The sequence below is a fragment of the Streptomyces torulosus genome, from assembly GCF_001419765.1.
GTDB lineage: Bacteria > Actinomycetota > Actinomycetes > Streptomycetales > Streptomycetaceae > Streptomyces > Streptomyces torulosus.
The window spans coordinates 12525-30683 of record NZ_LIRK01000541.1 but is presented as its reverse complement, the minus strand read 5'-3'; the positions used below and the strand labels follow the sequence as shown (position 1 = coordinate 30683).

Annotated in this window: 17 protein-coding genes; 8 read left to right on the top strand and 9 right to left on the bottom strand. The window is 71.5% G+C overall.

Going from position 1 to position 18159, the window contains the following annotated elements; all coding sequences use genetic code 11:
* Positions 1-251 precede the first annotated feature (251 nt).
* From AOK23_RS32555 to AOK23_RS32540, 4 genes are read right to left on the bottom strand one after another with little or no spacing between them, the layout of a single operon-like run.
* Positions 252-1295 (bottom strand): NAD(P)-dependent alcohol dehydrogenase, encoded by a 1044-nt coding sequence (locus AOK23_RS32555; protein ID WP_055716143.1) that lies wholly within the window; start codon positions 1293-1295, stop codon positions 252-254.
* Complete coding sequence (locus AOK23_RS32550) at positions 1292-2425, bottom strand: ABC transporter permease (RefSeq protein ID WP_055716142.1); 1134 nt, start codon at positions 2423-2425, stop codon at positions 1292-1294. Before AOK23_RS32550 ends, AOK23_RS32555 begins: the two co-directional genes overlap by 4 nt.
* Positions 2426-2458: 33 nt before the next feature.
* Positions 2459-3982: a sugar ABC transporter ATP-binding protein gene (locus AOK23_RS32545; RefSeq protein ID WP_169800357.1), complete on the bottom strand. Its 1524-nt coding sequence runs from the start codon at positions 3980-3982 to the stop codon at positions 2459-2461.
* Positions 3967-5109 carry a sugar ABC transporter substrate-binding protein gene (locus AOK23_RS32540; protein ID WP_055716140.1) on the bottom strand — a complete coding sequence of 381 codons (1143 nt, stop codon included), beginning with the start codon at positions 5107-5109 and terminating at the stop codon, positions 3967-3969. The genes AOK23_RS32545 and AOK23_RS32540 overlap by 16 nt, the downstream gene beginning before the upstream one ends.
* 432 nt (positions 5110-5541) lie before the next feature.
* Between AOK23_RS32540 and AOK23_RS32535 the strand changes: the two genes are divergently transcribed.
* The 4 genes from AOK23_RS32535 to AOK23_RS32520 are packed head-to-tail and all read left to right on the top strand — an operon-like array spanning position 5542 to position 8520.
* A complete protein-coding gene (locus tag AOK23_RS32535; RefSeq protein WP_055716139.1) occupies positions 5542-6951 on the top strand; it encodes an aromatic ring-hydroxylating oxygenase subunit alpha in 1410 nt (469 codons plus the stop codon).
* Entirely contained in the window at positions 6948-7262 is a 315-nt protein-coding gene (locus tag AOK23_RS32530) for a 2Fe-2S iron-sulfur cluster-binding protein (RefSeq protein WP_055716138.1), read from the top strand. The genes AOK23_RS32535 and AOK23_RS32530 overlap by 4 nt, the downstream gene beginning before the upstream one ends.
* A gap of 6 nt (positions 7263-7268) precedes the next feature.
* Positions 7269-7484: a hypothetical protein gene (locus tag AOK23_RS32525; protein ID WP_055716137.1), complete on the top strand. Its 216-nt coding sequence runs from the start codon at positions 7269-7271 to the stop codon at positions 7482-7484.
* A gap of 4 nt (positions 7485-7488) precedes the next feature.
* Entirely contained in the window at positions 7489-8520 is a 1032-nt protein-coding gene (locus AOK23_RS32520) for an NADP-dependent oxidoreductase (protein WP_079049836.1), read from the top strand.
* 78 nt (positions 8521-8598) lie between these two features.
* On the opposite strand, the gene AOK23_RS32515 is transcribed toward AOK23_RS32520, so the two are convergent.
* The 4 genes from AOK23_RS32515 to AOK23_RS32500 form a co-directional block, all read right to left on the bottom strand.
* On the bottom strand, positions 8599-8913 hold the full coding sequence (locus AOK23_RS32515) for a putative quinol monooxygenase (RefSeq protein WP_055716136.1): 315 nt from the start codon (positions 8911-8913) through the stop codon (positions 8599-8601).
* Between the two features lie 70 nt (positions 8914-8983).
* Positions 8984-10720 (bottom strand): PEP-utilizing enzyme, encoded by a 1737-nt coding sequence (locus AOK23_RS32510; protein ID WP_055716135.1) that lies wholly within the window; start codon positions 10718-10720, stop codon positions 8984-8986.
* A 32-nt stretch (positions 10721-10752) separates the two neighbouring features.
* The gene (locus AOK23_RS32505) at positions 10753-11577 is read right to left on the bottom strand and encodes an SDR family NAD(P)-dependent oxidoreductase (RefSeq protein WP_240496668.1); all 825 of its coding nucleotides are present in this window, start codon (positions 11575-11577) and stop codon (positions 10753-10755) included.
* Positions 11574-12848 carry an aromatic ring-hydroxylating oxygenase subunit alpha gene (locus AOK23_RS32500; protein WP_055716134.1) on the bottom strand — a complete coding sequence of 425 codons (1275 nt, stop codon included), beginning with the start codon at positions 12846-12848 and terminating at the stop codon, positions 11574-11576. Before AOK23_RS32500 ends, AOK23_RS32505 begins: the two co-directional genes overlap by 4 nt.
* 211 nt (positions 12849-13059) lie before the next feature.
* Between AOK23_RS32500 and AOK23_RS45895 the strand changes: the two genes are divergently transcribed.
* The 4 genes from AOK23_RS45895 to AOK23_RS32480 all read left to right on the top strand — a co-directional run bounded on the left by AOK23_RS45895 (position 13060) and on the right by AOK23_RS32480 (position 17289).
* The gene (locus AOK23_RS45895) at positions 13060-13524 is read left to right on the top strand and encodes a VOC family protein (protein WP_240496667.1); all 465 of its coding nucleotides are present in this window, start codon (positions 13060-13062) and stop codon (positions 13522-13524) included.
* A gap of 96 nt (positions 13525-13620) precedes the next feature.
* Positions 13621-14622 (top strand): thiamine pyrophosphate-dependent dehydrogenase E1 component subunit alpha, encoded by a 1002-nt coding sequence (locus tag AOK23_RS32490; RefSeq protein ID WP_240496666.1) that lies wholly within the window; start codon positions 13621-13623, stop codon positions 14620-14622.
* A 4-nt stretch (positions 14623-14626) separates the two neighbouring features.
* Positions 14627-15652 (top strand): alpha-ketoacid dehydrogenase subunit beta, encoded by a 1026-nt coding sequence (locus AOK23_RS32485; RefSeq protein ID WP_055716133.1) that lies wholly within the window; start codon positions 14627-14629, stop codon positions 15650-15652.
* Positions 15649-17289 (top strand): 2-oxo acid dehydrogenase subunit E2, encoded by a 1641-nt coding sequence (locus AOK23_RS32480; protein WP_063791444.1) that lies wholly within the window; start codon positions 15649-15651, stop codon positions 17287-17289. The genes AOK23_RS32485 and AOK23_RS32480 overlap by 4 nt, the downstream gene beginning before the upstream one ends.
* Before the next feature lie 258 nt (positions 17290-17547).
* On the opposite strand, the gene AOK23_RS32475 is transcribed toward AOK23_RS32480, so the two are convergent.
* Entirely contained in the window at positions 17548-18159 is a 612-nt protein-coding gene (locus AOK23_RS32475; protein ID WP_055716132.1) for a TetR/AcrR family transcriptional regulator, read from the bottom strand.

Here is an 18159-nt window from a genome sequence, read left to right as displayed (position 1 = left end):
CCTCCCCGCTCCGCCCCTGGATCCCCAGGCATCCTCCCACCGGCTGTCCGACTCGGCTGGCCGAGAAGCGAGGCCCAGGCCGGACTCGGCCCGTCCGGCGTTTGAGGACGAGGCCCGTTCAGGGCCGAAGCGGGGGCCTGTGGGCGGCAGCCCTCAGCCGGGTCGCAGGGGCGGAGCCTCTTCGGAACGGGACGGTTAGGGGCGGCGGGGGCGAAACTCTCCGGCCCCGCCGCTCCGCCGCCCCGTCGCGCTCAGCCGTGCGGCAGTACCACCGCGCGGCCGTTGATCCGGCCGGCGTGCAGGCGCTCGTAGGCCGTCGGGGCCTCCTCGATGGAGAAGGTCTCGACGTGGGAGGAGACGAGGCCCTGCCGGGCCAGCGCGATGACCTCGACGAGTTCCACGCGGCTGCCCCAGTAGGGGAACGTGGCGGACACCTCGAACGGCAGTCCGCCGCCGAAGCCGACCGCCAGAGTGCCCCCGCCGAGACCGACCACGGTCACATCGCCCGCGACGGCCACCGACGCGGCGGCGACCGCCAAGGTCGCCGGGGCCCCGACGAAGTCCAGGACCACCTCCGCCCCCGTCCCCCCGGTGAGTTCCCGGATCCGCCCGGCCGCCGTGTCGTCGGAGAGGAGCACCTCATGGGCGCCGACGGACTTCGCCAGCTCCAGCTTCTCCCCGCTTAGGTCGAGGGCGACCACCCGGGCCGGTGTCAGTGCGCGCAGCAACTGCACGGCGAGATGACCGAGCCCGCCCACGCCGATCACGATCGCGGTGCTGCCCGGCACGAGCTTCGGCAGCGACTTCGCGATCGCGTGATACGGCGTCAGCCCGGCGTCGGTGAGGGGCGCCGCCTGCACCGGGTCGAGGCCGTCGAGGGGAACCAGGTGGCGGGGTGAGTTCACCAGCATGTACTCGGCCAGGGCACCTGGTGCCCCGAGCCCGGGCGGCAGGATGCCGAGCTCGGCGGCGTACGGACAGCAGTTCTCCCTGCCCTGGGCGCACCCGCGACAGCGACCGCAGCCCCACGGCCCGTACACGGCCACCGCGTCGCCCTCGGCCAGTCCCTCGACACCGCTGCCCATCGCGGCGACGGTGCCCACGCCCTCGTGCCCGAGTGTCATCGGCAGCGCGTAGGGGAACTGCTCCTCGGGCCAGCTCATGACCGCCAGGTCGGAGTGGCAGAGCCCCGCCGCCGTCACCTTCACCAGCACCTGGCCGGGCCCGGGTTCCGGTACGGGAACCTCGACGACCTCGGGGGCGCGTCCCACCGTCCGGTACTGCACCGCCTTCATCCTCGGTTCTCCTCACTGGCGGCGGGTACGGCGGGCCCCTCGGCGGGAGCCTCGGGACCGGCGTGCGGGGTTGCCTTCCGACGGCGCAGCACCGCGGGCAGGGCGAGCCGGCCGCCGGTGAGGACGAGCGCGACGATGAGCACCGAGCCGGTGAACAGGCTCGCGGCCCACGGGGCACTCGTGGCGAGCCCGAGTCCTGTGATGCCGGTGCCGAGCAGCAGGACCGCGAGCACCGTGCCCCAGGCGTTGAAACGTCCCGCGCGCAGCTGCGTCGCCCCGACGAAGGCCGCGGCGTAGGCGGACAGCAGATACGGGCTGCCCGCCGTCGGTGAACCCGATCCGACGGAGGACGCGAAGACGATCCCGGCGAAACCGGAGAGCAGCGCGGAGGCCACCAGGGTCATGAAGCGCAGCCGGTCCGTGCGCACCCCCTGCAGCCGTGCCGCGTCGGCGTTGAACCCGGTCGCGTACAGGCGGCGCCCGGTGGCGGTGTGCTCCAGCAGGAACCAGATGGCCCCCGCGGCGAGCAGCAGGTACAACACCGGAAGCGTGATCCCGCCCGCGTCGAGCTGGGCGATGCTCGCGAACGGCTCGGCCAGCAACCGCACCCCGGTGATGGAACTGTCGTCGGTGACCATGGTGATCAGCGACTGGATCAACGCACCGGTCGCCAGGGTCGCGATGAACGAGTCGACGCGCAGGACCACGACCACGATCCCGTTGACGACCCCGACGAGCAGCGCGGCGGCCATCGCCAGCGCGATCGCCGTGAACGGACCGAGCCCGGTGGAGACCAGGAAGTAGGCGGTCAGCACGCTGGTGAGCGACATCGTGTAGGCGACCGACAGGTCGAAGACACGGGCGGCCAACGGCGGTACGACGCTCAGAGCCACCAGCCCGGCGACGGCGTTGCCGTTGAGCACCTGCTTGACCGTGGTGGCGGTCGGGAACGTCTCCGGCGCCCACACGGAGAAGAGCACGACGATGACCAGCCACACGTACACGGCGCCGATGTTCCGGAACGACAGGGCGGCCGCCGCCCGCCGTACCGGAGTCCCGGCGGCGAGCACGCCGGTCCGGTCCGGTGCGGACGGCCGGAGCGCCGCCGCCCGGGTCGGGGTGGATGTCATGTCACTCGGTTCCTTCCCACTCCAGGGCTCATGTCAGCAGGTTCCTTCCATGGCGTGCACGAGTGCGGGCTCGGTGATCTCGCGGCCGCCGAGCTCCCGTACGATCCGGCCGTCCCGTACCACCAGGACACGGGTGCACAGGGCGAGCAGGTCCTGCGTGTCGGACGAGGAGACGATGACGCCCATGCCCTCCTCGGCCTGACGCTCTATCAGGTCGTACAGCTGGAGACGGGTCGCGATGTCGACGCCCGCCGTGGGCTCGCACAGCGCCAGCACCGGCGGGCGCTGTGCCAGGCAGCGGGCCATCACGACCTTCTGCTGATTGCCGCCGCTCAACGTGGTGATCCGCGCCCCGCGCCCCGCCGTACGCACCCCGACCCGCTGGATCCAGTCCTCGGCGAGGGACGACTCGCGACGGCGGTGCAGCCGTCCGCCACGGGCGCGGAGCCGGTGCAGGAGGGGCAGAGTGAGGTTCTCGCCGACCGAGAAGTCACCGATCACCCCCTCGCCCGCCCGGTCGGCGGGGACGAGGGGAAGCCCCAGTCCGCCGGCGTCGCCCGCGTCGGTCCACCGCTCGGCTCGCTGCGGCAGCCGCAACCGTCCGCTCACCCGTCCGGCGTGGGCCCCGCACACGGCGTACGGCACGATCTCGTGGCCGGAGCCGACCAGCCCGGTGATGCCCAGCCGCTCGCCCCCGGCCAGATCGAAGCCGATGCCCCGCAGCGGCCCCGCCCACAGGTCGCGGACCTCGAGCACCGCCCCGGTGGCGGCGGAACGGGCGGCGGGCCGGTGGTCGGTCTCCACCTCCTCGCCCGCCATCAGGGCCGCCAGGGAGCGCGGGGTGAGGTCGGCGACGGGGCGTGTGGCGATGCGGCGTCCACCGCGGAGCACGGTGACCCGGTCGGCGAGCGCGAAGATCTCGTCCATCCGGTGCGACACGTACAGCACGCTCGCGCCCGCGTCACGGACCTCCCGCACGATGTCGAAGAGCCGGGCCACCTCGCCGGGCGGCAGCACGGCGGTGGGCTCGTCGAGCACCAGCACCCCGCGGCGGCCCTCCCAGCCCTGCAGCGCGGCGGCGATGGCCACCACCGCGCGCTGGACCGGGGTCGCCGCCGACAGGGGCCGGCGTACGTCGATGCCGAGACCGAACCGTTCGACCAGCGCGTTCGTCCGTCGCTCCATCTCCGGCCAGCGGATGTTGCCGAGGGCCGTGCGGGCGAAGCCGTGGCTGAGGGCGAGGTTGTCGACGGCGCTCAACTCGCCGACCAGTCCCAGCTCCTGGTGGACGAAGCGGAGCCGGTCGTGCCGGGAGGCGGTGACCTGGCCGAGGTCGAACGGCTCACCGTCGAGTTCGGCGAGCGCCCCCGGCTCCGCGTGGTGGTACCCCGCGAGGATCTTGATGAGGGTCGACTTGCCGGAGCCGTTGGGGCCGATCAGGGCGTGGATCTCACCCTGCGCGACCTCCAGGTCGACGTCCCTCAGCGCCTCGGTCCCGCCGAATCGCTTCGACAGCCCCGCCACCCGCAGCACCGGCCGGGTCAACTCAGCCCCCACAGCGCCTTGAACTGGGCCCGGTAGTCCTCCACGATCGGGAAGTCCCCGTCGGCGGAGGGCAGGTTGTCCTTGGTGACCAGCATGTTCGGCAGCTCCGCCCGCTGGTCGACGTCCATGGACTGGCCGGTGAAGTGCCGGGCCAGCGCGTCGACCTGGATCCACGACGTCTCGTGGGAGTTCAGCGCCATCGCGCCGTCGCTGAGACCGCTCTGGATGTACTGGTAGTTCTGCGCGTCACCGACGTTGACCACGAGGTGCTTGCCGGTGATGCCCGCCGTCTTCAGCGCGGCCGGCACGCCCACGTTGAGCAGCCCCAGGGAGAAGACGACATGCGTCACCTTGGGATGCGAGCGGAGATAGGACACCACCCGGTCCGGCATGTCCTTGCCGACGGCGGTGATCGGCACGTCGACCTGGTCCAGCGGGCAACCGTCGCACCACGCCTCGTACTTGGCCGCGAAGGAGTCCTTGACGGGCTTGAGGATCGTGTAGGCGGGCAGGTCGAAGTACACGGTGTTCGCCTCGGCGTCGCTGTCCGACACCACCCACGAGGCGAGCATCTCGCCCTGGACCCCGACCTCCTTGGGTCCGTTCTTCAGCAGGGAGACGCCGTCGCCCACCACGTCGTCGGCGTTCGACTGGACGACCGGGATGCCGGCCGCCTTCAGCCGTGCCAGCTGCTTGGCGTAGACGGCACGCGGAAAGCCCGAGGAGACGACGGCGTCCGGCTTGTCGCGCAGGGCCTGGTCGTAGGCGGCCTGGACGGACTCGGGGGTTCCCTGAGTCGCGATCTGCTTCACCTTCCAGCCGAGTTCCCCCGCGGCCTCGGTGAAGAAGTCGGCGAGGTCCTTACAGGACTGCACTCCGCAGAGGATGAAGTCGATCTCCTTGCCTTTGGGGATCTTCTTGCCGACGGGCTGGGTGACGGAGATCGTGGTCGGCCGCTGGGAGTACTTCTCCAGGGCCGCACGGGCCGCCGCGAGGCCGGGCGAGCCCGGTTTCGCCGCCTGTGACGTGTCGGCGGCCGGAGTCGAGTCGCTCCCGCAGGCCGCCAGGGAGAGCAGGGCGGTGACGGGCAAGAGTGCGGTGAGGGCGCGGCGGAGCGCGCGACCGGGTGTGGAACTCATCGTCGAGTACTCCCGTGGTGAGGTGCTTGCGCTGCTCGGCCGCGCGTCGCTTCCGCGTCCGCGGCGACCGGCTCGGGCCAGGCGGATCCGGTGCCGCCCGGACGGGACGGCACGCATGGGGGTGCTGAGGGGACGAGGGCTGCGTCGATCGCCGGCGTGGGGCACGGCGCGGGCCGCGGGGCGGCCCTGCGGCGGGGCCGGAACGGACGGACGCCGCCCGGCACGAGAAACTTTTGAGGCACTACAGCCTCAAGTGCGTCGGAGTGTGGCATGACCGGGCGTACTTGGGGAGGGGGTGGTCGAAAAATTCCCCGTGGAGTCGCCGGTGTTCGCGAGTGACCTCGGGTGATGCGGCTCTGTTCGCCCTCGCGAGTGTTGCTACCGGTCGGGACTGGTAACTACACTCACTCTAAAGTTTCTGCCGGAGGAGAGATGATGGACGAAACATCGGAGTCGGTCACCGCACGGTGCCCCGGACCCAGCGTCCAGGACTACCTCGACCAGGACAGTCGGCCCGTTCCCGCCGCCCTGAGGTACGAGCGGAACGACCCCCTCGGCAGCGAGGACATCGACACCGCACGCTTCACCTCCCGCGAGTGGGCCGAACGCGAGATGCGGCAGGTGTGGCGTCGTGTCTGGCAGTTCGCCTGTCTGGAGAGCGAGATCCCCGAGGTCGGCGACCACGAGGTCTACGAGATAGGCGAGGACTCGCTCATCGTCGTGCGCACGGCCCCGGGGGAGATCCGCGCCTTCGTGAACGCGTGCCTGCACCGCGGCCGCAAGCTGCGCACCGGCGGCGGCAACGTCGGCGAGTTCCGCTGCCCGTTCCACGGCTTCGCCTGGAACCTCGACGGCACCATGCGGACCCCGCCGTGCGCCTGGGACTTCCCGCACGTCAGCCCGGAGAAGTTCGCGCTGCCCGAGGCCCGGGTGGCGACCTGGCGCGGCTTCGTCTTCATCAACATGGACCCGTACGCGGAGTCCTTCGACAGCTACCGCGGCACCTTCGACGACTACTACATCTGGCCGCTGGAGAACCGCTACAAGTCGCTGCACATCGCCAAGGTGCTGCCCTGCAACTGGAAGGTCGCGCAGGACGCGTTCATCGAGTCCTTCCACGTGATCGCCACACACCCGCAGATGCTGCCGTGGCTCGCCGACGCCAACTCCCAGTACGACGTGATGGCCGACCAGCCCCACTGGACCCGGATGATCAACATTCAGGGCGCCCCCAGTCCGCACGTGGCCGACTCCGTCACGGAGGAGGACGTCCTGGAGACCTTCTACGACTCACGCGCCTTCTACTCCGCGGCCCAGGGCCGAGACCTGGTGAGGGGCGAGGGCGAGGAGCTGCCCGCGATCCCGCCCGGCGGCACCGCCCGCCAGGTCCTCGCCCACCGCATGCGCGAGCAGCTCGCGGCCACCTCGCACCAGGACTTCTCGCAGACCCCCGACACGGAACTCCTGGACGCCATCAACTATCTGCTGTTCCCCAACTTCAACCCGTGGGGCGGCGCCAAGTCCAACATCGTCTACCGGTTCCGGCCCCACGGCCTCGACCCGGACTCCTGCATTGCCGAGATCATCTTCATGTCGGCCCCGAAGCAGCCGGGTCAGATACCTCCCCCGGCCAAGATCCGCTGGGTGCCCGAGGACATGCTCTTCGCGGACATCCCCGAACTCGGCGTGCTCGGGCCCGTCTTCGACCAGGACTGCGAGAACCTCCCCTACGTCCAGCAGGGACTGAAGACGATGCGCAAGCCGGGCATCACCCTGGCCAACTACCAGGAGAGCCGCATCCGCCACTTCAACCGGACTCTCGACCACTGGATGGACAAGTGACCCACCGCGTGGCGGTCCGGCCGTCCGACGTCGAACTCGACGTCCTCGACGGCGAGGACGTGTTCAGCGCCGCCGGGCGGCTCGGCTACCGGTGGCCCACCGTCTGCGGCGGCCAGGGCACCTGCCGCACCTGCTTCGTCCGGATCGAGGAGGGTGCCGAGAACTGCTCCCCCGTGGACCCGCTGGAGCGTGAGGGCATCGAGGCCCTGCGCATGCCGGTGGACGGCCTGACCCGGCTCGCCTGCCGGCTCCGGGTCGAGGGCCCGGTGACCGTGATCAAGCGCGGTGTACGCCGCCGAGTGCAGGAGTGAGGGCCCATGGCCAAGCAAGTGATCCACCCGCTCACCGGACATGTGTACCGGCTCACCGAGGACGGTCTTGTCGAGGTGACCGACCCGAGGACCGGCGCGCGGGGCGTCTTCGACTTCCAGGCCCGGTGGCAGTCGGGCGAACTGCGCCACGCCGATCTCCAGATGGCGGGCTGGGTGGGCCGCCTCGCCCGGCGGCGCGGCGCCCCCCGGCCGGGGGAGTGACCCGGTGACACCCCGGACCACACGCGTGGTCTGTCTGGTGCGCCGGCCCGAGGGGGAACCGGCGCCCGGTGACTTCGCCGTCGAGGAGCGGCCGCTGCCGCCCGTCGGCGAGGGGCAACTCCTCGTCCGCAACCTCTACATGAGCGTCGATCCGTCCATGCGAGGACGGCTGGAGAGCACCGAGAAGCACTACACCCACAACTTCACCCCCGGCGCACCGCTCGACGGCCGGGCTCTCGGCGTGGTCGAGGAGAGCCGCTGCCCCTCGGTGCCCGCCGGCGCCCACGTACGACACCAACTCGGCTGGCGTGAAAGGGCCGTGCTGGACGCCGCCGACACCGACGGCGCCGACCGCATCGACCCGCGCCTCGCCCCGCTGCCCACCTGGCTGGGGCTGCTCGGCCAGACCGGTTTCACCGCGTACGTCGGGCTCACCCGGATCGCCGGACTCCGCCCCGGCGACACCGTCCTCGTGTCGGCGGCGGCCGGGGCGGTCGGCACCGCCGCCGGCCAGTTCGCGCGGCTGCTGGGCGCGAACCGGGTCATCGGGACCGCCGGCGGCCCGGACAAGTGCGCCCTGCTGGTGAAGGAGTTCGGTTACGACGACGCGGCGGACTACCGTGCCGAGCCGGTCCGCGAAGCGCTGGCACGGCTGGCGCCCGAGGGCATCGACGTCTACTTCGACAACGTCGGCGGTGAGCAGTTGGCCGCCGCCCTGCACTCCCTGCGCACCGGCGGCAGGGTCGCCCTGTGCGGCATGATGTCGCAGTTCGGCGGTGAGCGACGGTCCGCGGACATCAACCAGTTGATCCAGGCGGTCCTCAAACGGCTGACCCTGCGCGGCTTCATCGTCCGCGACCACGACGACCTGCGGCCGGAGTTCGAGCAGCGGGTCGCGGGCTGGCTCGCGGAGGGCCGGATCACCGCGCGGGAGACCGTCGTGGACGGCCTGGAGAACGCCGCCGGAGCCCTGCTGTCCCTGCTGGACGGCGGCAACGTCGGCAAGATGCTGGTGCGGCTGGACGACAGCCACTGAGAGGGTGCCCCCGGCCGGGGCACCCTCTCAGTGCTTGGGATCAGTGGATGGGCTCGGTCGACGGCTTCGCGCAGGGGTTCAGCGCATGGGGCGCGACCCGGACACGGTGTGGGCCGTCAGGCCGACCCCGATCCGCGTCAGCCCCGCCACCGCAGCCCGGAAGTCCTTGATGTGCGGGGTCGTGAAGTGCTCGTCGAGAGCCTGTTGAGACGTCCAGTGCTCGTACACCCGGATACGCCGTTCGTCGACGGGGTCGGCGGTCATGGCGTAGTCCAGGCAGCCGGGTTCCCGCTTGCGGGTGCGCCGGCCCAGCTCGACGAGGGCCTTCAGCATGGTGTCGCGGTCGCCGGGCTCGTAGTCCATCCAGCCGGCGACGATGATGTCCTCGGTCACGGGGGTCCTTTCGCGGTCATGCCCCCGGGCCCGCCGCTCCGGTGAAGGGGAGCGAGGGGCCCGGGGTGTCTCAGACGCCGAGCGGGGCGGGGACGCCGTCCACGGTGACCGTGCCCCGGTCCCCGTCGACCGTGATCACCATGCCGTCCCGCAGTCGCCGCGTCGCCCCTTCGACGGAGATGACGGCCGGGATGCCCAGCTCCCGGCAGACCACGACGGCGTGGCTGTTGAGCGCGCCCACGTCGACCACGGCGGCCCCGGCGACCAGGAACAGCGGGGTCCAGGCCGCGTCCGTGATCGGTGCGACCAGCACCTCCCCCGGCTCCAGGGCCTCGCAGGACGCAGGATCGGTGACCACGCGCACGCGGCCGGTGTATGTGCCGTGGCTGCCGCCCACACCGCTCAGCTCATCGCCCTCGGCCGCGGCCTCGGTGCGCTCCTCGGCACGCATCGGCCAGGTGTCGATCTCGGTCCGGGCGTCGTCCGCGACGAAGAACGGCGGCTCCAGCTCGTGCAACCGCGCGTACTCCCGCAGCCGTTGCGCGATGACGGGCCCGAAGCGCTCCGGGTCGGCGACGTAGTCGTCGAGTTCGGTCTCCAGCAGCATCATCACGTCGCCGGGCTCGGTGAGGCGCCCCGCCTCGACCCCGCGGCGGCCCAGTTCCCGTATCGCCATCCGGATCTCGTTGACGACGGTCACACAGTTCGCCTTGGTGCGCTCGCGGGCCGGGATCCACACCTGGGAGGCGTGCAGGCCCGCGTCGAACATCGGTTGGGCCTCCGCGGGCAGGGCGGAGCGGATCTCCCGCGCGGTCCGCTCGCGCCGCTCGGTGAGTCGGGACCGCCGGGCGGCCGGGGAGTCGTCGTTCGGGCTGTGCCGGATCCGGTCGACCAGGGCCAGTGCCTGGACCGGCGCCGCCTCCCAGGACAGCGCGTGGATGTCCCACTCGTTGGGACCGCGGTCGCCGGACCCGGCCAGGAACTCCTCGAAGGCGTCACGGAACGCCTTCACGTCCCCGGTCGCCCCGTCGAGCGCCCGCTCCACCGCGGCCGGGCCCTGGTCGAACAGCGCGGTCAGCTCGGCCGAGGCCGCCACCTGGCGCGACAGCGTCCACAGCCCGTCCGAGGGGGAGGCCGAGTCGACGTCGCCGAGCCCCCCGATGAGGTCCAGCATGGCGCCGGGGCGGTCCACGCTCGCGCAGAGCGGGCCGAGGATCGCCGGTCCGACGGACGCGGGCAGCGACGACTCGACGTGTCGCTGGAAGGTCGTCTCCACCTCGTCCAGCAACGACCGGGCGCGGGCCACCAGTTCGGCGTCGGACAGCTCCGTCAGGTCGGGTCGACCGCGGCGCAGTACGCGCAGCCGTTCCCGGTCGGCGTCGGCCTCCGGGAAGGTGCTCTGGCCGAGCATCCGCTGGAGGGTGCCGCCCGCCTTGGCGGTCAGTTCGGCGTCCTGGTCGTCGGGGTGCGCCACGTACACCGGGGTGTCGGAGCGCTGGCCGACGAAGGCGGCGTCGATCTGGTCCGCGGTCTGGCCCATACGGATGCCGAACAGCCGCATGTGCGACAGGTTGAGGTAGAAGTAGCCGCCGAACATCCCGACGAAGGGCGGGCGAAGACCGGCCACCTCCTCCTCGCGGTAGATGCCGAAGCCGACGAAGCCCTTGCGCCAGCCGTGCAGTCCGCGCCCCCAGACGAGGGTCCAGCCCAGCGGGCTTGCCGGATCGGGCAGGGTCTCGCCCGCGTTGGCCCGGGTGTAGTGCGGCAGGCGCTCACTGCGCTGCCAGTCCGTGATCCAGCTCTTCATGGCCGAAGGTCTCCCGCCGTCCGTCCCGGTGTCTACCACTGTGCCGTTCCGCCGTCGACGCTGATCAGCGTGCCCGTGATGCCGGCGCCCGCGTCGCTCGCGAGCAGCGTGGCGACCGCCGCGATCTGTTCCACGGTGGTGATCTGCTTGGTGGCGGCGTGCTCGGCGAAGCGGCCCAGCCACTCCTCGTAGCTGATGCCCTCGGCCTCGGCCGCGGCCGGCCCCGCGGCCCGCATCAGGTCGGTGTCCACGGCGCCGGGGCAGATGGCGTTGCAGGTGATGCCCTGGGTGCCGTACTCGAAGGCCGTCGCCTTGGTCAGTCCGTGGATGGCGTGCTTGTTGGTGATGTAGTGGCTGATCGCGGGCTTGTTGGCCTGCTTGCCCTCGACGGAGGAGATGTTGATGATCCGTCCCCAGCCGCCCGCCAGCATCTTCGGCAGCGCGCGGCGGGTGCCGTAGAAGTAGGCGTTGAGGTTGAGCCTGAGGGCGTCGTGCCAGGCCTCGTCGCTGAGTTCGTGGACCGGGGCGAAGCCCGAGGTGCCGCCGGCGTTGTTGACCCAGATGTCGAGCCTGCCGAAGCGCTCGGCGGCGAAGTCGGCCAGGTTCTCGATGTCCTCCTGGCTGTTGGCGTCGCAGGGGTGGAAGACGGCCCGGTCCCCGGCGTCCAGCTCCGCCAGGGCCTGCTTGCCCTTGATCTCGCTGCGGCCGCTGAGGACCACCGTGGCACCACCGGCCAGGAATGCTTCTGCGATGCCGCGGCCGATGCTGCGCGTGCTGCCCGTGATCACCGCGACACGTCCGTCGAGGCTGCCCGTAGCCACCATGTTGTTCTCCCGCGAGTGTTGTTGGTCCGTCACCTGGCGGCTCTTTCGGCGTCTTCCAGGTGTCGGTGAAGGGTGCGGTGGAAGTGCTGGAGTCCGGGCTCGTTGCGTCCGAAGACGAAGTCGGTCCCGTTGAGGGCGGCGAGGCCCTGCTGGACTCCGTAGGTGGTCGCGTAGTCCTCGTCGCGGACCACCTCGTGGAACCACTCGCCGAACCGGTCGGCGGCCTGGCGCTCCTCCTCGGTGACCGCCGGCTCCCGCAGCAGGATGATCTGCTGGGTCACCGACTCGGTGGCCGTCCGGGGGAGCACCAGGGAGACGGCGATCTTCTGCCGCCAGCCGCCGGCGATCGCCAGACCGGGGAAGAGCCAGTAGATGGGGCCGACGCAGTCCCCGGGGTCCCGCTGGTCCGGAGGCAGCTCGACCGCCCGCGCGATGGGACGCAGGGCCGGCGCGATGCGCTGGTGGGGGCCCCAGGTGTCGTGGGCCATCATGTTGGAGAGATTCGTCTCGAAGACCGTCTTCGGGTGCAGCGAGGCGAAGTGGTACGTCTCCAGATACCCGTCGAGGGTGACCTTCCAGTTGGGACTGGTCAGTTCACCGGTGGAGTAGTGGTGGCACTCCGCCAGCCGCAGCCCTTCGAGCAGCGGCAGCAGATCACCGAGCCAGGCGTCCAGGTCGGGCTCGGCGGCCGGGTCCAGCGAGACGAAGACGATCCCCGCCCGCTCCCCGGCCGGAAGCCTGACGAGGCCGCGGCCCTCCCGCGGAACCTCACCGAAGGTCTTCTCCGCGTACACGCCCCGCAGCTCCCCGGTCAGGTCGTACGACCAGGAGTGGTACGGGCAGGTCAGCCGCCTCGACACCCCGCAGCCGGGTTCCATCAGCTTGGCCCCCCGGTGCCGGCAGGCATTGATCATCGCGTGCACGGCGCCCTGCCGGTCCCGGGTGATCAGCACCGGTACGCCGAGCACGTCCAGCGCCTTGTAGGTGTTCGGCCCCGGGAGCTCGCAGGACATGGCGAGCGGCAGGGGAACGCTCCGGTGGACGGCGTTCGTCTCCCGTCGCCAGCGGTCGGCGTCGAGGTAGTGGGCGACAGGTTCCGTCCACTGGCCGTCCACCTGGTGCGTGGTGCCGTCGCGATAGTGCGTCATCACGCGTTCGACGAGTTCGGCGGCCTCCCGCCGCATCGTCACGGACGCGGCGTCGGTGGACCGGTCCTGGCTGATCCACGAGGAGTACTCGGGGGCCGTCGGTGGTGTGTTCCCGGCTTCCGCTTCCCGAATCCCCGGCGAACTGGTCTGGACCACGATGTCCTCACAATCCTCCCAGCCGCGAGCCGGTGACCGGCTTCCGAGAGCGACAGCTGGGCTGTGTCCGAAACGACAACAGGACTTAGTGTGCTCTGTCAATAGAAAGTGGCGAAGTTGCCGCGTCGGGGGCACGGCATCGCTCCCGCTGCTTTCTGTAAACCGGATCCAGTCTCCGTGGCGACGGCGGCCGGGTTCCCGACGAGAGGCGGTGGCGGCTGTGGGGAAGCCCTTCGAGGCGGGTGTGGTCGTACGGGATCTGGAGCTGATGGAGCGCTTCTACCGGGACGGGCTCGGCTGCCCTGTCGTGCGTCGATCCTATGTGCCGGAGTCCGTCGCGGCACCGGCCGGGCTGGGTGGCGAGCTGCTGGTCGTCTGGCTGCAGGTGCCCTCCGGGGGGCGGGTCAAGCTGATCCTGCCTCAGGTGGCAGCGGACCCCGCGCACTCGGCGCCGGCGCTCGCCGGCGGCCGGGGTCTGTCGTACCTCACCTTCCATGTGGAGGACATCGACTCCATGGTGTCGTCCCTGGTGGCCGCGGGTGCGCGGCCCCTGTCGGAGCCGGTCGTGGTGCGGACCCGCGGCGGCCGGATCAGTTTCTGGGCGGACCCGGAGGGCAACGCGGTGGAGCTGGTGGACGAAGGGGGTCAGGAGTCCGGTTCAAGGCGTAGTAATTAGAGACACTCTTCAGTAAGGTGCCCCTGCTGCTTACTGTAGACAAGCACCAGAAAGTAGGGGTGCTTGACACACCTCCCTCGGGCGAAGGGGCGGGACATGGCTCAGAAGAAGCCGGCCGACACGGCAGAGCACCGGACATCCTCGCAGGTCATCAAGGATCTGCACGAGCGCATGGTGCGCATCCGGCTGTTCGAGACCGAGGCGGGCAAGCTCATGGAGGCGGGCAGGCTGCCCGGCTTCCTCCACCTCTACGTCGGTCAGGAGGCCGTGGCCGCCGGAGTGATGGCCGCCCTGCGCGACGACGACCAGATCACCTCCACCCACCGCGGCCACGGACACGCCGTCGCCAAGGGCGTCGGCTTCCGGGAGATGTACGCCGAGCTGTACGGCCGCGCCACCGGCGCCTGCCTGGGACGCGGCGGAAGCATGCACATCAATGACGTCTCCCTCGGCATGCTCGGCGCCAACGGCATCGTCGGAGCGGGCGTCCCGATCGCCGTGGGCGCCGCCTTCGCCGCCCGGTACAAGGGCGAGGACAGCGTCGCGGTGACCTTCTTCGGCGACGGCGCCACCAACATCGGCGCCTTCCACGAGGGCGCCAACATGGCCGCCGTCCTCGGCCTGCCCGTCGTCTTCGTCTGCGAGAACAACGGCTACGCCGAGTTCACGCCGCAGTCCCAGCACATGCTGCTCACCGACGTCGCCGACCGGGCCGCCTCCTACGGCATGCCCAGCGTGATCGTCGACGGCATGGACGCGGTCGCCGTCCACCGCGCCGCCACCGACGCGGTGGCACGCGCCCGGTCCGGCGCGGGACCGATGATGATCGAGGCCAAGACCTACCGCTACTTCGATCACCAGGGCGTCAAGGGACTGCGCCACCCCTACCGCTCGGACGAGGAGGTCGCCGAGTGGAAGGCCCGCGACCCCATCGACCTGCTGGAGGCCCGGGCCGCCGCCGACGGCACGGCCACCCGCGCGGAACTGGACGACACCTGGCAGCGCACCCGCGACGAGATCGCCGAGGCCATCGCGTACGCCGAGTCGAGCCCGCTGCCCGACACCGCCGACCTGCTGCTCAACGTCTACTCGGGATGACGCCATGACCACCCTCACCCAGGAACAGGCCGCCGTCCCGGACGGCACGGTCCGCAAACTCACCTACGTCAAGGCCTTCAACGAGGGCCTCGCCCAGGCCATGCGCGAGGACGAGAACGTCTTCGTCGCCGGCGAGGACGTGGCCGGCTACGGCGGCGTCTTCCGTATGTTCGACAACCTGCTCGACGAGTTCGGCCCCCGCCGCATGATCGACACGCCGATCTCCGAGGCCGCACTGGTCGGCCTCGGGGTGGGGGCCGCCGCGCGTGGACTGCGGCCCGTCGTCGACCTGATGTTCATGGACTTCATCGGCGTCTGCCTCGACCAGATCGTCAACCAGGCCGCCAAGATGAAGTACATGTTCGGCGGTGCCGTGTCCGTCCCGCTCACCATCACCACCGCCTCCGGCGCCGGCCTCGGCGCCGCCGCGCAGCACAGCCAGAGCCTGGAGGCCTGGCTCGCCCATGTGCCCGGCCTCAAAGTGGTGATGCCCTGCGACGCGTACACCGCCAAGGGCCTGACCGTCTCGGCCATCCGGGACGACAACCCGGTCGTCGTCATGCTCAACAAGGTCCTGCTGGGCAGCACCGGCCATGTGCCCGAGGAGATCTACGGCATCCCGCTGGGCCGGGCGCACACCGCCCGGCAGGGCTCCGACGTCACCGTGATCGCCCTGGGCCGCATGGTGGGGGAGGCCCTCGCGGCGGCCGACGAACTCGCCGCCGAGGGCGTGGAGATCGAGGTGATCGACCCCCGGACCGTGCAGCCCCTGGACACCGAGACCATGTTCGCCTCCGTCCGCCGCACCAACCGGGCGCTGGTGGTGCACGAGGCCGTCACCTTCGGCGGGCTCGGCGCGGAGATCGCCGCCCAGATCCAGGACGCCGTCTTCGACCACCTGGACGCCCCGGTGCTGCGCATCGGCGCTCCCTTCTCCCCGGTGCCCTTCTCCCCGGTCCTGGAGAAGGCCTATGTGCCCGACCGCGCCCGGATCGTCCAGGGCTGCCGTCGTCTCCTCGAAAGGGCGTGAGCGACGTGGCGGTCGAGGTTCTGCTGCCGAAGATCGGGCTGACCATGCAGGAAGGCACGATCGAGGAATGGCTCGTGCCCACGGGCGCCGCCGTCGCCGAGGGCGAAGCGCTGCTGCGGATCGCCACCGACAAGGTCGACGTGGACGTCGAGGCGGAGGCCGGGGGACTGCTCCACCCGGTCGTCCCGGCCGGGACGACCGTCCCCGCCGGCGCGCTCATCGGCTGGCTCCTGGCCGAGGGCGAGCAGCCACCGGACCCGGCGGGTACGCCGATGCCCGCCGGGTCCGGGGCAGGCACCGGCACGGCCGGGGGGCCGGCGTCCGTGTGGTCGACGGCTCTGGGCGCCGCCTCCGGTTCCCCGGCACCGAAGACGGGTGTGGCCGGGGCGGGCGTGTCCGCCGGGCCGACGACACCGGGCGCGGGCACGGGCTTCCCGGCACCGATGCAGACAGGGGCCGCGGCGGGCACGCTCGCGGGGCCGACGGCCTCGGGCATCCTCACTGCCTCTCCGGCGTCGGCGGCGCCGCCCCTGAACGGTGGCGGCGCCACCACCGCCGGTCCTGCCGGGCGGCTCCTGGCTTCGCCCAACGCCCGACGGGTGGCGCTCGGGGCGGGTGTCGATCTCACCGCCGTCCGCGGCACCGGGCCCCGCGGTCGGATCGTGTCCGAGGACGTGGAGGAGTTCCTCGCGGGGCTGCCCGGCGAAGCGGCCCCCTCTCTCCGGTCGGCCACCCCTGTGGTGTCCGCGAGCCCTGTCCCGCCGGCCACCGCCGTCTCATCCGTCACCGCCGTGTCGCCGCTGGTCCGTCGGCTGGCGAAGGAGCGGGGCATCGACCTCTCCGAGGTGAACGGCACCGGGCCCGGCGGCCGGATCCGCAGGTCCGATCTCGACCCCGCCGGCCCGCCGCGCGAACCGGCGCCCCGCCGCCGGAACGCCGCACCCCGGCCGGGAGACGTGCTCCCCCTCACCGGAATGCGCGGCACCATCGCCCGCCGCATGCACGCCAGCCTCCAGGAGATGGCCCAGCTGACGCACGGCTACGAGGTGCGGATGGACGCGGTGGTCTCCTTGCGTGACCGGCTGAAGGAGGAGTGGGCCGACACCGAACTGCCTGTTCCCACCCTCAACGACTTCCTCCTCAAGGCCGCCGCGCTGGCCCTGCGCACACACCCACTTCTCAACGCGACGGTGCGTGACGACGGCATCCATCTGCTCGACGACGTCCACCTCGGTTTCGCCGTGGCGGTTCCGGGCGGCCTGATGGTCCCCGTGATCGAGGACGCGGCGGTACTGCCGCTGCCCGAGATCGCTCGCACGGCGAAGGCCCTGGCCCAGGCCGCGCGTGAGGGCCGGATCCCGCCGGACCGCCTGGAAGGCGCCACGTTCACCGTCACCTCGCTGGGCGGATACGGCGTCGACTTCTTCACTCCCGTGATCAACCCCGGCAACGTGGCGATCCTCGGGGTGGGCAGACTGAGGGACGGCGTCGAGTGGCTGGACGACCGGCCGCTGCGGACCCGGGTCCTCACCCTCAGCCTCACCTTCGACCACCGTGCCGTCGACGGCGCGCCGGCGGCCGAGTATCTGCGCACGGTCGGTGAGCTGTTGCGCAAACCGCTCCGGCTGCTGGTCTGATCCAGCGCCGACCATGCGTCTGCTGCCGCCCCGACCCGGCGCCGCCCCGGTTCCCGCCGGAGGGGCGGCCGGCGGGCGGGCATCGGGCCGAGCGCTAGTGCTGTGGCCGGAAAGGTTTGCCGGAAAGCTCGCGGCGTCCGGTGCGGTGCCTCGCAAGGCGGAGCATGACCCGCGTACTGGATGTACTCGGGTCATGCGACAACGCCGCGAGGTGCCGTGCCGGGCGTCGCGAGCCGGTGAACCTTTCCGGTCACAGCACTAGTCGGCCACGGCAGGGTCGGCGATCCGCTCCGCGAGGTCGCCGACCTCGCGGACGAAGGAGCGGTGGCCCAGCGACCGGTAGACGTCGTCGCCCCGGACCTGCGAGTTCGCCGCGGTCTCGAGCAGGGCCAGCAAGCCCAGTCCGATCACCGCGGCCTGCGCGTCGGAGACGGACGCGCGGGCCTTGCGGATCAACCGCACGAGCCCGCCCAACAGCTCCGAACGACTCTCCTGGCGCAGCGCCTCGGCCTCCTGGCTCATCCCGGCCGACGACACGAAGAACACCGTGGCCGCCGACCGGTGCTCGCCCAGCCACGCCACCAGCGCGGTGATCGTGGGCCCGATGTCCGAGCCCGCCCCGTGAGCGTCGGTGAGCTCCTCCAACTGCGCGCACATCGCGGCGGCGAACACCCGCATCCCCTCCACCAGGACCTGGTCCTTGGAGGAGAAGTGGTAGTACACCGCTGCCGACGTCATCTCCGCACGGGCGGCGATGTCGGCCACCGTCACCTCGTCCGGCGGCTGGGTGGCGAACAGCTCCGTGGCTGCCTCGATCACCCACTGCTTGCGCGACGGACGGTGGGCGGCGCGGGTTCCGGATGTCGTCAT

Coding starts and splice junctions, on each gene's coding strand:
- AOK23_RS32555 (WP_055716143.1), bottom strand. CDS start 1,295: ATGAAGGCGGTGCAGTACCGGACGGTGGGACGCGCCCCCGAGGTCGTC.
- AOK23_RS32550 (WP_055716142.1), bottom strand. CDS start 2,425: ATGACATCCACCCCGACCCGGGCGGCGGCGCTCCGGCCGTCCGCACCG.
- AOK23_RS32540 (WP_055716140.1), bottom strand. CDS start 5,109: ATGAGTTCCACACCCGGTCGCGCGCTCCGCCGCGCCCTCACCGCACTC.
- AOK23_RS32535 (WP_055716139.1), top strand. CDS start 5,542: ATGATGGACGAAACATCGGAGTCGGTCACCGCACGGTGCCCCGGACCC.
- AOK23_RS32525 (WP_055716137.1), top strand. CDS start 7,269: ATGGCCAAGCAAGTGATCCACCCGCTCACCGGACATGTGTACCGGCTC.
- AOK23_RS32510 (WP_055716135.1), bottom strand. CDS start 10,720: ATGAAGAGCTGGATCACGGACTGGCAGCGCAGTGAGCGCCTGCCGCAC.
- AOK23_RS32490 (WP_240496666.1), top strand. CDS start 13,621: ATGGCTCAGAAGAAGCCGGCCGACACGGCAGAGCACCGGACATCCTCG.
- AOK23_RS32485 (WP_055716133.1), top strand. CDS start 14,627: ATGACCACCCTCACCCAGGAACAGGCCGCCGTCCCGGACGGCACGGTC.
- AOK23_RS32475 (WP_055716132.1), bottom strand. CDS start 18,159: ATGACGACATCCGGAACCCGCGCCGCCCACCGTCCGTCGCGCAAGCAG.